The sequence below is a fragment of the Methylobacterium crusticola genome (genome assembly GCF_003574465.1).
In the GTDB taxonomy this organism is placed as follows: Bacteria; Pseudomonadota; Alphaproteobacteria; order Rhizobiales; family Beijerinckiaceae; genus Methylobacterium; species Methylobacterium crusticola.
The window spans coordinates 1-11,798 of sequence record NZ_KZ984645.1 but is presented as its reverse complement, the minus strand read 5'-3'; the positions used below and the strand labels follow the sequence as shown (position 1 = coordinate 11,798).

Sequence of the window (11,798 nt, the reverse complement as noted above, 5' to 3'; positions counted from 1 at the left end):
CGGTCGGGCGGCTCGGGGGGGCCCCGCGCGGTCGGCCCCGGACGGGCGCCCGTGCCGGGCCGGCGTCAGGGGCCGGGCTCGACGAGCGTCTCGTCCGAGGCCTTGATCAGCGCCATCACCTGCTCGACCGTTTCCCGGACATGCACGAATTGAGACTCGCCGTTCTTGTCGGTCGACGTGAGAAGAAGTCGTGCGGTCCCGTTCAGCGGCGCGATCCTGATGATGTGGATCGTATTGACCCATATCGGCATCTTGTTCCTCGTCAGCCTGATCCACGCCATTGCGTCAAAAGCCCCGTATCGCCGGACGCGCCGGCCACGGCCACCCACCCGCTCGCCGTGGCGCTCGTAACGCTCGACCGGCGCGGAAGGATCCGGGGCGGGACCCGGCAGGCGTCCCGGGCGCGCCGTCCCGCCGCGGCGCCGGCCGGCACCGCCTTGGCCGAACCGTCTTGGCCGGAGCCGCCTTGGCCGGAACCGTCTTGGCCGTCGCGCCGTTCGTGGCTCGGCGGATCCACGCCGGGAGGCTGCGCATGAGCCTGGGCACTATCCTCGTCATCATCCTCGTTCTCGCGCTCCTCGGCGCCCTGCCGCTCGGATTGCCGTACAACGCGGGCTGGGGCTACGCGCCCGGCGGGATCGTCGGCCTGATCCTGGTGGTCGTCATCGTCCTCGCGCTCCTGGGGCGGCTGTGACGCCCGCGTCCTCCCGGGATGACCACGGCCCGGCCCGTGACAGCGCCTGACCCCGCCCGCGCGCTCGCCCGGGCGGGGCAGCCCGCCGCGCGGGCGGCATCCCGCTCCGGCCGGGCGGTCGGGACGCCGCCCGGCCCGCGGCGCGCGCCCGGCGCCGTGCCCGCGCTCCTGGCCCTGTCCGGGCTCTTGGCGTCGGCGCTCATGGCGTCCGGGCTTCTGGCCTCTCCCGCGCTCGCGCAGCAGGGCAAGCTCGCCGACGTCAAGCGGGGCAGCGAGTTCTCGGCGTCCTGCCAGCCGGGCGCGTCGGAGACCCAGAAGGCTTACCTCGCGGGCTTCGTCATGGGGGTGGCCGACGCCTCGGTCGGCAAGCACCTCTGCCCGAAGGAGGCGGTCACCACGCAGCAGCTCGTGGACGTGTTCTGCAAGTATCTCGGGGAGCACCCCAAGAACCAGAACCGGCCCGGCGGCCTGCTGCTCGGGCTCGCCCTGTCCGAGACCTGGCGCTGCAAGCCGTAAGGCCCCCGCACGACCTGAGCGGAGCGCCGCGCGTCTTCGGGGGCGCGCGACGGGGGGACGACCGGCCCCCGACCTCCCCCGGCCGGCGATGCGGCGGGGCGATCCCACGGGCGCGGCCGGTCTGCGCGGGCGCCGGCGAGGCAACAATCCGGCCGGCGCGGCGTTCGCCCCGCGACCGATGTGCAGGCGATCAGGGGACGTGCGATGAGAAGTGAGGCTCCGGCTCCGCTGCCGGCCTTCGCCGAGGGCGCGGCGGTCCACGTCGTCATCGAGACCCCGAAGGGGAGCCGCAACAAGTACGCCTACGACGACGGCACCGGGGTGTTCCAGCTCAAGGGCGTTCTTCCGGAGGGGATGTCGTTCCCCTACGATTACGGCTACGTCCCCTCCACGCGGGGCGACGACGGCGACCCGCTCGACGTCCTGGTGATCATGGATGCGCCGGCCTTCCCGGGCTGCGTGATGACGGCCCGGATCATCGGCGCGATCGAGGCCGAGCAGACGGAGCGCGACGGCCGGACGGAGCGCAACGACCGCCTGATCGGCGTGGCCACGCACGCGCACACGCACGGCCACGTGACGGCCCTCTCTGACCTGCGGCCGCAGATGCTCGAGGAGATCGAGGCCTTCTTCGAGCACTACAACCGGCTCGCCGGCAAGGCGTTCTGCCCGGTGCGCCGGAGCGGCGCCGACGCCGCCCTCGCGCTGATCAGGTCCGGGATGAAGGCCTTCGCGCAGGCCTGACCGGCGCCGCGACGGGCCGGCCGCCGGCTCCCGGGCCCGTCGCGGCGGCTCCCGGGCCCGTCNGGCCGCCCGCGCCGCCGCACCCGGCAGCACCGCCGCGAGCACGTCCCCGGCGGCGCACGGGCGGCCGATCAGGTAGCCCTGGGCCGTCGTGCAGCCCTCCGCGCGGGCAAGGGCGAACTGCTCGGGCGTCTCGATCCCCTCGGCGGTGACCACCATGCCGAGGCTGGTGCCCAGGGCCACGATGGCGCGAACGATGGCCGCCGTCTCGGGATCGCGGATGCCCGAGATGAAGGAGCGGTCGATCTTCAGCTTGTCGAACGGGAACTGGCGCAGGTAGCTCAAGGACGAGTACCCGGTGCCGAAATCGTCGAGCGCGATCCGCACGCCGAGCCCGCGCAGGTCGTGCAGGACCTCGCAGACGTGCTCGTTGTCGGTCATCAGCGCGCTCTCGGTGATCTCCAGCTCCAGGCGCCGGGCCGGAAGGCCGGTCGCCTCCAGGGCGGCGCGCACCGTCCGCACCAGGTGGCCGTGCCGCACCTGGAGCGCCGAGACGTTGACCGCCACGCTGACGTGCGCGGGCCAGCGCCGGGCATCGTGGGTCGCGGCCCGCAGCACCCACTCGCCCAGGGGCACGATGAGGCCGGTCTCCTCCGCCAGGGGGATGAAGGTGCCGGGCGGCACCAGCCCGCGGGTCGGATGCCGCCAGCGCACGAGGGCCTCGGCCGACGTGATCGCGCCGCTCGCGATGTCGAGGATGGGTTGGTAGTGCAGCTCGAATTCGCCGCGCTGGAGCGCGAGGCGCAGGTCGAGCTCGAGCCGGCGCCGCTCCTCGACGGCCTCGTCCATCGCCGCCTCGAAGAACCGGAAGGTGTTGCGGCCCTCGGCCTTGGCCCGGTACAGGGCCAGGTCGGCGCGCTTGAACAGCGTCTCGGCGTCGTTGCCGTGCGGCGGCGCGAACGCGATCCCGATGCTGACGCCGACCTCGATCTGCTGCGCCCCCAGGGTGACGGGAGCCTGCACCGTCTCGATCAGGCGCCGCGCCACGACCGCGACCTCGTCGTGCTGCCCGGCCCGGGCGAGCAGGACCGCGAACTCGTCCCCGCCGAGCCGCGCGACCGTGTCCTCGCTCCGCAGCATCGACCGGATCCGGTGCGCGATCTCGCGCAGCAGCGCGTCGCCCGCGAGGTGCCCGAGGGTGTCGTTGACGGCCTTGAAGCGGTCGAGGTCCAGGTACAGGACGGCGCAGCCCTCGCCGCGGCGGCGGATCTCGAGCAGCCGCTCGTTCAGCCGCTCGCGGAACAGGTTGCGGTTGGGCAGGTCCGTCAGGCCGTCGTGGACGGCCATCCAGGTGACCTTGCTCTCGACGGCCTTGCGGGCGCTGATGTCGATGTGGGTGCCGACCATGCGCAGCGGCGCGCCCGCCGCATCGCGGGCCACGACCTTGCCGCGGGCCAGCACCCAGCCCCAGCTCCCGTCCTTGCGGCGCAGGCGGTACTCGCGCTCGAAGGTGGGCGCGCGCCCCTCCAGGTGCTCCTCCATCTGGTGCAGCGTCTGGGTCTTGTCCTCCGGGTGCACGAGGTGCACCCAGGTGTGGCGGTCCACCTGCAGCTCGCCCGGCTCGTAGCCGAGCATCGTGTGCCAGCGGTCGGAGATCCAGGCCTCGCCGGTGAGGATGTCGTAGTCCCACAGCCCGTCGCTGCCGCTGTCGAGCGCGAAGCGGAGGCGCTCCTCGCTCTGGCGCAGGGCCGCCTCGCTGCGGGCGAGCGCCATCTCGGCGCGCTTGCGCTCGGTGATGTCGGTGTAGGTGCGGACCGCCCCGCCCTCCGGCAGCGGCACCGTCCGGATCTCCAGGACGGTGCCGTCGGGCCGCTCGAGCTCGTAGGTGGGGGGCTCGGTCTCGATCCCGCACCAGGTGACCTGGTCCCGGACGTGGGGCTGCGAGCGGGTGAACTCGCCGCGCTGGAGCTTGTAGCGGCGCACCGCCGAGAACAGGGGCTGGGCGCGCATCATCTCGGGCGGCAGGTCGAGGAGGCTCACGACGCGCGCGTTGCACACGCGCACGACGCCCTGGGCGTCGACCATCACGAGGCCCTGGTCCATGCTCTCCAGGGTCGTCTCCAGGAGGCTCGACATCTCGCGCAGCTGCCGCTCGGTGCGCCGGATCTCGGTCACGTCCATGAGCGTGCCGAACACGGCCGTCACGGCGCCCGCCGCACCGACCGTGCAGATGCCGCGGGACACCACGTCGCGCACCACCCCGTCGGGACGCACCATCCGGGCCGGGAACTCGAAGCCGTCCCCCGTCGCCAGGGAGCGCTCGACGACGTCCGTGACGCGCTGACGGTCGTCGGGATGGAAGGCCGCGACGGCCTCGGCCAGGGCCGGAGCCTCGTCCCGGGGCCCGAGACCGCAGATGCGGAACACCTCGTCCGACCAGGCGAGGCGCCGGGACGCGACGTCCAGGTGCCAGTGGCCGAGATGCGCCACCTGCTCGGCCAGCGTCAGCAGGCGGTTCGCCTCGCGCAGCGCCGCCTCCCGCTCCTGGATGTCCCGGGCCTGCTCCTGCACCAGGGCTTCGCTCGACCTGCGCCGCGCGACCTCCTGCTCGCTCGCGAGCTTGCTCTCGTGCAGCCGCAGGTGGGCCACGACGATGTGGGCGAGGTCCTGCAACTGGCGTCGCTGCTCGAGCGCGAACGCCCGCGGCTTGGTGTCGAGCACGCACAGGGTTCCGACCCGGATGCCGGGCCGGAGCTGCAGCGGGGCGCCGGCGTAGAAGCGGAAGCCCGTGTCGCCGGTGACGAGCGGGTTGTCGCGGAAGCGCTCGTCCCGCGTCGCGTCCTCGACGACGAGGATCTCGTCCGACCGGATGGTGTGGGAGCAGAAGGCGACCTCGCGCGACGTTCCCTGCAGGGAGACCCCGCACTTGGCCTTGAACCACTGCCGGTCGTGGTCGACGAGCGAGATCCAGGCGACCGGGGCTCCGAACAGAGCCTGCGCGGTCCGCGAGACGGCGTCGAAGTGGGGTTCCGGCGGGGTGTCCAGGATGCGCAGGGCGCGCAGGACGTTCAGGCGATCGGCGTCGTTGTCGATCAGCGGTGACAGCAACGGGGCACTCCGCGGACTCAACCCCGGCAGGATGCTACCGGTGGTAGGCGCAATGATAAATCACAACTTGTAAACGTATCATCACCGCCGGCCGGGAATCCGGCCGCGTCCGGGCCCGCCCCCGCCGCCAGGGGGGCCTCGATCGTCAATCCGCGTCGTCCCGCCCGCGGCGAGCGCCGCCGCGCGGCTTCGGGACCGGGTCGTCGCCGAACCGGGAGAGCGCGATGCCGAGGACCAGCGCCAGGGCGGGCACCGTCAGGACGATGTGGAGCATGGCCGGCCGTTCCTGAGCCATCGCCTCCGTTCTACCGGCCTCGCGCGCCCGGGGCGCCATCATGGGTGAAGATTCCGAAATGCGGCCGGGGCGCGCCGTCGTGGTCGCCGCGCCCGGCCGCCCCGGGCGAGGGTCGATCTTCCGGCTCGCGCGCAGGTCTCGCCCCCGTGATCGCATGCACCGGGTTCCGGACCGGGCTGACGACACGCGTGCAGCCCGCGTGCGACCCGCGGCGGCGCGGCGATGAGCCGGGTCCGGATCCGCGCAGCCGTCCCGGGTCCACTCCGCATCGGCGGCTGCTCCTCTGGCCGGCCCGGCGACCTGTGGACGAAAGCGGTAGCGCCACTTCATGAATCTACCCTGAAGAGGGTGGCGCCGCCGGATCGTCGAGGCTGTCGCGGCCGGGACCCGTCTGGTATGACCATCGTCGAGATTTGGCTGTGCACGGGTGGGGTGTCCATGCTATCGGGGAAGTATGCGTACTCTGCTTTGATTGCAATTTCTTGTTTATTGACTGGTTTTTCTGCGTATCATCTGAAGTTGTACTTGTCTCCCACGGTCGTCGCCCTGTCGCCCGCCGACGGCACGGAGGAGATCGACCCGAGCGTGCCGATCGCGGTCGCGTTCTCGCGGGCGATGGCGCCCGGGAGCGTCAACGGGACGACGCTCGTCCTGGAGGAGCGGGAGGGGCGGCCGGTGCCCGCCCGCGTCGCCTACGACGCGGAGCACCGGATCGGGCTCGTGACGCCGGCCGCGCCCCTGCGCCCGGGCACGGCCTACGCGCTGAGGGTCGGGGCCGAGGCCGGCGCCCGTCCGGCCGGCGCCCTCGGCCTGGCGCTGAGGGCGCCCGCCACCACCCGGTTCACGACGGCCGGCGCCGCCCCGCCGGGCGAGGATTCCGGCGCGCCCGTCCTGGTCGTGGTCGGTCCGCAGAACCCCTTCGGGCGCTACTACGCGGAGATCCTCAGGGCCGAGGGGCTGAACCTCTTCACGGTCGTCGAGGCGGCCGCCCTCACGCCGGAGCGGCTGGCCTCCGCGCGGCTCGTGCTCCTCACGGCCGCGCCGGCGGAGCCCGGCCTCGCCGACCGCCTCGCCGCCTGGGTGCAGGCGGGCGGCAACCTCGTCGCGGTCCGGCCCGCCGGCGCCTGGCTGCCCCTGTTCGGCCTCGCCGAGGCCGGCGCGCCGCTCGAGGGCGGCTACCTGCGGCCCGACGCGCAGGCCGCGGCCAGCCGCGGCCTCGTGCAGGACACGATCCAGGTCCACGGGCCGATCAGCCGGTTCGCCCTCGAGGACGGCGACGCGGTCGCGCACCTGTTCGAGACCGCGGAGCGCCCGCTGCCCCATCCGGCCGTCACGCTGCGCAAGGTGGGGCAGGGCCAGGCGGCGGCCCTCGCGTACGATCTCGCCACCACGGTCGTCCGCTCGCGCCAGGGCAACCCGGCCTGGGTCGGGCAGGAGCGCGACGGGCGGCCTCCGCGCCGGGCCAACGACCTGTTCTACCCGGACCATCTCGACCTCGCGAAGGTCGGCGTGCCGCAGGCCGACGAGCATCAGCGCCTGCTGGCGAACCTGATCGTGGTGATGAGCGAGGCGCGCCTGCCGCTGCCGCGCCTGTGGTACCTCCCCGACGGCCGGCGGGCCGCCCTCATCATGGCGGGCGACGACCACGCCACGCCCCGCGGCACCCTCGACGCCTTCGCGCGCCTCGCCGCCGGGAGCCCGAGCGACTGCCGGCCGGACGCCTGGGAATGCGACCGCGCCACCTCCTACGTCACCTCCGGCACCCCGCTGCCGCGGGCGGAGGCGGAACGCTACGCCGAGATGGGCTTCGAGCCGGCCATGCACGTCGACACCGGCTGCAAGGATTCCGATCCGGCGATGGTCAGCCTCGCGCTCAGCGAGCAGACCGACCGGATCGGCCGGGCACGGTTCGGCATCGCCGGCCAGGCGACCCACCGCCTGCACTGCATCGCCTGGAACGGCTGGGCCGAGACCGCGAAGATCCAGCGCGCCCACGGGATCCGGCTGAACCTGGACTACTACTACTGGTCCGGGGAGTGGATCGGGCAGCGGCCGGGCTTCATGACCGGCTCCGGCCTGCCCATGCGCTTCGCCGACCTCGACGGCCGCGTGCTCGACATCTACCAGGCCGCCACCCACCTGGTGAACGAGAACGGCATCGACCACCGCCACGGCATCACCGCGATGCTGGACAAGGCGCTCGGGCCCGAGCAGTTCTTCGGGGTGTTCGGGACGCACTACGACTACACCGACGGCTACTTCGACACGCTGGTGTCCCTCGCCAAGGCGCGCAACGTCGCGCTCATCTCGGCGGCCCAGATGCTGCGCTGGCTCGACCGGCGCGACGAGGCCCGGTTCGAGCACCTGTCCTGGGACGGCCACACGCTGGCCTTCCGCGTGCGGCTCGCCGAGGGCCCGGAGCAGGCGGTCGCGATGCTCCCCCTGTGGTCGACCTCCCACCGCCTCAGCGGCATCAGCTGCGGGGAGCACCGCGTGCCCCACGAGGTGACGACGATCAAGGGCCTCGACTACGCCCTGTTCGACGTCGAGGCCGGCTCCTGCCGCGCCGTCTACGACGAGCGGACGTCGTCGATGCCCCTGCCGGCCCGCCTTCAGTGAGGCGCGGCGGCGTCGATCCCGCGCCCTTCCGGGCCCGGCGCACCGACCCGGCCGGGAGCGCGGCCGCCCTGCGCAGTCCGCCCGGGCGGCCCGCGGCGGTTCCCGGCAAGGCTGCCGGGATGCTCTTCGCCGTTCCCGTGCTCGAGGACGAGCAGGCCGCCGTCACGCGCCTGAGGGGCCTGCTGGCGCGCTTGCGGATCGAGCCTGCCGGCGTCGCGCGCGCCGGCGGGGAGATCGAGGTCGGCTTCGCGACGCTGCGCGACGCCCTCGCGTTCGCGCTCGCGTGGCACCGGCTCCCCGAGTCCCGGACCGCCGACAAGAAAGAGGCCGCCCTTGCGGAGCGGCCCGAGGTCTTGGGAGGAATCGCCCGTGAAGGGGCCGCTCCGGTGTAGTCCCTGCCGGGCCGGCGCGATGTGCGCGAGCGCACAGGCCCCGCCGATCCGATCCCGGCCGCGCGGCGTCGGCCGCCTCGGCGGGCGGGCCGGTCGCGGCCGGCGGCCCCTCCGGTCAGTTGCCCGGGTTCACGAACAGGCTGTCGAACTGCGTCGGCTCGTAGTCGCGACCCGTGATGTCGGTGATCACCACGTGCTGGTGGCCGTCATCCGTCAGTTCGTGGGCCTTCTCCAGGGCCGCCTCCGGGGTGGTGCGCTGGTGGGATTGCGGTCCGGTGGCCGTGTGGGCCGTCACGACGAGATGCATCGATGCTCCTTGTCTCAGGCGGCCGGTCTGCCGGACGCGGTCCCCGGCCCGGTCGAGGGCGCGCGGGCCCCGCGGCGGGCCGCCGCCTCGGCCGGCTCCGTTCCCGCGACCCCGAGAGACTGGACCGGCACGGTGAACGGGCCGTTAAGGATGCGGCCCCGGCGGCGGATGCCGGGCCGGGCGCGGGCCAGGACCCTTTCGTCGCCCCGGGGGCGCCGTGCGACACTGCACGCGGCTCCCGAAGCATTCGCTCCGGCGCGTGATCGAACAGGCGTCGCCTCCATCCGAAGCCGGTCCGTATCGGCGATGATTGACGCTGACAGGCGAGGAGCGGCGTCAGTCCAGAAGCGCATGATGGCGGGAGAGGACCGGATATGTCCGGCACGTTGCGATCTTTGATCGAAACGTAAGCTGCATATCGAGTGTGGATGCGCACGGCGCCGTGATATCGATTGATTAATCTGTCACCATGTCCGGCAGTGTGCGGTACGGGTTCTGTCCGCCGCGCCTGGACCGGAATCCTTTGACGCAATCTTTACCAGGACATTCCAGATGGCTATCGGCTTTGATCTCGAGGCGACCGGCTCGAACGGTTACCGGCGCAGCAGCGGCGCGTGGACGGAGGGCAGCCTCATCGCGCTGAAGATCGCCATGTCGGCTCCCAAGGTGAACGCGCCCGGCACGGGCGGCACCAACCGCGGCATCCTCGATTCGATCGAGGCGAGCTTCAGCAAGATCGCCAAGTCGCTCCTCAGCCGCGTCTGCTCGATGGGCGTCAACTTCACCCTCTTCATGAAGGGCGACATCAAGTTCAAGTACGTTTTCGAGAGCGGCAAGAGCGCCGATCAGGTCGAATCGGAGTTCCTGCACCTGCTCGCCACCGCCTCCGGCGGCGGCGTCGGCGATCAGGTGATGATCCACATCTGCCGCACGATCGAGGACTTCGTCACCGTCAACATCAGCAACCTGAACGACGCGCTCGTCCTCACCATCGACATCGACCTCTGAACGGGGGACCTTGCGCGTCGCGGGGGCTCAGGCCACGCCGACGCTGCTGGCGGCGGCCTCGTCCGGGCTCGCCTGCATCACGACCCGGTTGCGCCCGCGCCGCTTGGCCTCGTACAGCGCCGCATCGGCCGCCGCGAAGCACTGGCTCAGCGCCATGCCGGTGTCGCGGGTGATGCAGGCGACGCCGATGCTCACCGTCACGAGGCCGCCGTCCTGACCGCTGTGGGGGATCTGCATCCGGGCAACGGCCTGGCGGATGCGCTCGGCCCTGAAGGCGACCTCGCGCCCGTGCGTCCCCAGCAGCAGGAAGCCGAACTCCTCGCCGCCGATCCGGCAGGCGGCCTCGTCGGGCCCGTTCACCTGCTGCTTCAGGCAGCGCCCGATGGTCTTGAGCACCTCGTCCCCGGCCAGGTGACCGTAGGTGTCGTTGTAGCGCTTGAACCGGTCGGCATCGATGAGCAGGAGCGAGAGCGTCTCCCCGGAGCGCTCGGCCTGGCTCCGCAGCCGCTCGAACGTCGCGTCGAAGTGGCGCCGGTTCGGCAGCCCGGTGAGCCCGTCGGTCGCGGCGAGGCGCGCGAGCTCGCCGTTGGCCTCGAGGGCGGCCCGCTCGGCCTCGACCCGGCGCTCGAGCTCGCGCTGGAGGAGCAGGGTCAGGGCGATCATGCCGGCGCACAGGACGAACACGACGCCGCTGATCCCGATCGCCTTCGGCTGCCAGATCGCCCGGATCGCCTCCGTGGAGATGTTCACGTTGATGATGAGCGGGCGCGTGCCGACGTGCATGAAGGTGTAGAACCGCTCGACGTTGTCGACCTTGGCGGTCGCGACGAAATGGCCCGCCGCCGCCTCGAGATAGTGGTGGAAATGGGCCGATCCCGAGATGTTCTGGCCGATGGTCTTGAGGTTGGACGGGTTGCGCGCCAGCATCACGCCGTCGGTGCGGAACAGGGCGACGCTGCCGCTCGTGTCGATGCTGAGGCGCCGCAGGAGCGCGTCGAAGTACGAGACGTCCATCGCGCCGACGATGACGCCCGCGAAGGTGCCGTCCGCGTAGGCGAGGCGGCGGCTGAACGGGATGAGCAGCCGTCCGTCCTTCTGCGTCGTGGTCGGCTGGCCGATGTAGAGGCCGACGTCGGCGCGCTCCTTGTGGATCCGGAAGAAGTCGCGGTCGTCGAGGCGCAGGCGGCGCGGGATGAGCGAGGCGGAGTCCACGAACACGTTGCCCTCGGCATCGAGGGCCAGGATGGAGCCGAGGCCCTGGGCGGTGGCCGAGCGGTCGAACAGGATGAGCTGGCGGAGCGTCGGCGAGATCCCCTCGACCTCCGGGTTCTGCAGGCCCTCGACCACGGCCTGGAGGGAGAGATCGTAGAGCTCGATGTTGCGGTCGATGGCGCGCTCGATGACCTCGAGCAGGTTCTGGGAGGTCCGCCCTACCTGATCCCAGGCGCTCTGGCGCATCTGCAGCACCATCACGGCCGACGCGGCGCTGAGTGCCAGGATGACGGTGATGCTCAGGGCCGCCAGGATCCGTGGGGTGAGGAGACCCCGGCGTCCGACATGACTATGCATGACTGCACCCTGTGCGAGCGGGCGCGCCGCGTTCAACGAGAGGATGCGCCCGAAACGCTGAATGCGGAGTTGATGCGATGGCTCGTATTGCGTCCGCCCGGCGCGTTCGGCGCCGGGCGGACGCGGAGCGCGCGAGCGGGGGTGGGGCGCGCCGGTCGGAGCCGGGACGGGCCTGAAAAGGAGCTTGATGCGGGCCCGGCCTTCCGCCGTCGCCGGTCGAGCGTGATCAGGGCTGCCGGCTGGGCCCGCATCTCGGGCGCGACCCTGCGACCGCGCCGGCGCCTGCGCCATCCGCGGGACGTGCGGTGCGGAGAACCTCAGGCCGCGGCGCGTGCGACGAGGCTCTCGGCCTGGGCGCGGGTGAGGCCGGACATCAGCACCTGCGAGCCGCGGTAGACCGTGTAGGTGCCGTCGTGGGTCGGCTTCAGTCGGATCGGGGGCATGGATCGCTCCTGCGCGAGGCGGCGGCCCGGGCGCGGCCCGGCAGGGCGAACCTTAACGAAAGCTTAACCATAAGCAACCGGGACCTTCCGGCCCCCGCACCGG

General features: G+C 72.3%; 12 protein-coding genes. 6 read left to right on the top strand and 6 right to left on the bottom strand.

From position 1 onward, the window contains the following. Positions 1 to 65: 65 nt before the first annotated feature. Positions 66 to 251, bottom strand: a complete 186-nt coding sequence (locus DT057_RS04795) for a hypothetical protein (protein WP_128560978.1) — start codon at positions 249 to 251, stop codon at positions 66 to 68. Positions 252 to 532: 281 nt separating this feature from the next. On the opposite strand from DT057_RS04795, the gene DT057_RS04790 reads away from it, so the two are divergent. The 3 genes from DT057_RS04790 (at position 533) to DT057_RS04780 (ending at position 1,954) form a co-directional block, all read left to right on the top strand. After that, on the top strand, positions 533 to 694 hold the full coding sequence (locus DT057_RS04790) for a DUF3309 family protein (protein ID WP_128560977.1): 162 nt from the start codon (positions 533 to 535) through the stop codon (positions 692 to 694). Positions 695 to 730: 36 nt separating this feature from the next. Further along, positions 731 to 1,210, top strand: a complete 480-nt coding sequence (locus tag DT057_RS04785; RefSeq protein WP_238313775.1) for a Rap1a/Tai family immunity protein — start codon at positions 731 to 733, stop codon at positions 1,208 to 1,210. A gap of 204 nt (positions 1,211 to 1,414) precedes the next feature. Then, the gene (locus DT057_RS04780) at positions 1,415 to 1,954 is read left to right on the top strand and encodes an inorganic diphosphatase (protein WP_128560975.1); all 540 of its coding nucleotides are present in this window, start codon (positions 1,415 to 1,417) and stop codon (positions 1,952 to 1,954) included. Between the two features lie 63 nt (positions 1,955 to 2,017). Here DT057_RS04780 and DT057_RS04775 read toward each other — a convergent pair. Together DT057_RS04775 and DT057_RS37180 are read right to left on the bottom strand one after the other, a co-directional pair. Further along, a partial coding sequence (locus DT057_RS04775; protein WP_203236184.1) for a bifunctional diguanylate cyclase/phosphodiesterase occupies positions 2,018 to 5,062 on the bottom strand: 3,045 nt, incomplete at its 3' end. A gap of 145 nt (positions 5,063 to 5,207) precedes the next feature. Next, on the bottom strand, positions 5,208 to 5,336 hold the full coding sequence (locus DT057_RS37180) for a hypothetical protein (protein ID WP_269153056.1): 129 nt from the start codon (positions 5,334 to 5,336) through the stop codon (positions 5,208 to 5,210). 546 nt (positions 5,337 to 5,882) lie between these two features. On the opposite strand from DT057_RS37180, the gene DT057_RS37175 reads away from it, so the two are divergent. Together DT057_RS37175 and DT057_RS37170 are read left to right on the top strand one after the other, a co-directional pair. After that, positions 5,883 to 7,976, top strand: coding sequence for an Ig-like domain-containing domain (locus DT057_RS37175; protein WP_162501319.1), 2,094 nt, complete (start codon positions 5,883 to 5,885; stop codon positions 7,974 to 7,976). A 119-nt stretch (positions 7,977 to 8,095) separates the two neighbouring features. After that, positions 8,096 to 8,368, top strand: a complete 273-nt coding sequence (locus DT057_RS37170; RefSeq protein ID WP_128560973.1) for a hypothetical protein — start codon at positions 8,096 to 8,098, stop codon at positions 8,366 to 8,368. Positions 8,369 to 8,483: 115 nt separating this feature from the next. On the opposite strand, the gene DT057_RS04755 is transcribed toward DT057_RS37170, so the two are convergent. Further along, entirely contained in the window at positions 8,484 to 8,675 is a 192-nt protein-coding gene (locus tag DT057_RS04755; protein WP_128560972.1) for a cupredoxin domain-containing protein, read from the bottom strand. A gap of 552 nt (positions 8,676 to 9,227) precedes the next feature. On the opposite strand from DT057_RS04755, the gene DT057_RS04750 reads away from it, so the two are divergent. Continuing rightward, positions 9,228 to 9,683 carry a hypothetical protein gene (locus DT057_RS04750; RefSeq protein ID WP_128560971.1) on the top strand — a complete coding sequence of 152 codons (456 nt, stop codon included), beginning with the start codon at positions 9,228 to 9,230 and terminating at the stop codon, positions 9,681 to 9,683. Positions 9,684 to 9,710: 27 nt separating this feature from the next. On the opposite strand, the gene DT057_RS04745 is transcribed toward DT057_RS04750, so the two are convergent. Together DT057_RS04745 and DT057_RS37165 are read right to left on the bottom strand one after the other, a co-directional pair. Next, entirely contained in the window at positions 9,711 to 11,252 is a 1,542-nt protein-coding gene (locus tag DT057_RS04745) for a sensor domain-containing diguanylate cyclase (protein WP_162501318.1), read from the bottom strand. A gap of 317 nt (positions 11,253 to 11,569) precedes the next feature. Next, complete coding sequence (locus DT057_RS37165; protein ID WP_269153055.1) at positions 11,570 to 11,695, bottom strand: hypothetical protein; 126 nt, start codon at positions 11,693 to 11,695, stop codon at positions 11,570 to 11,572. Positions 11,696 to 11,798 lie beyond the last annotated feature (103 nt).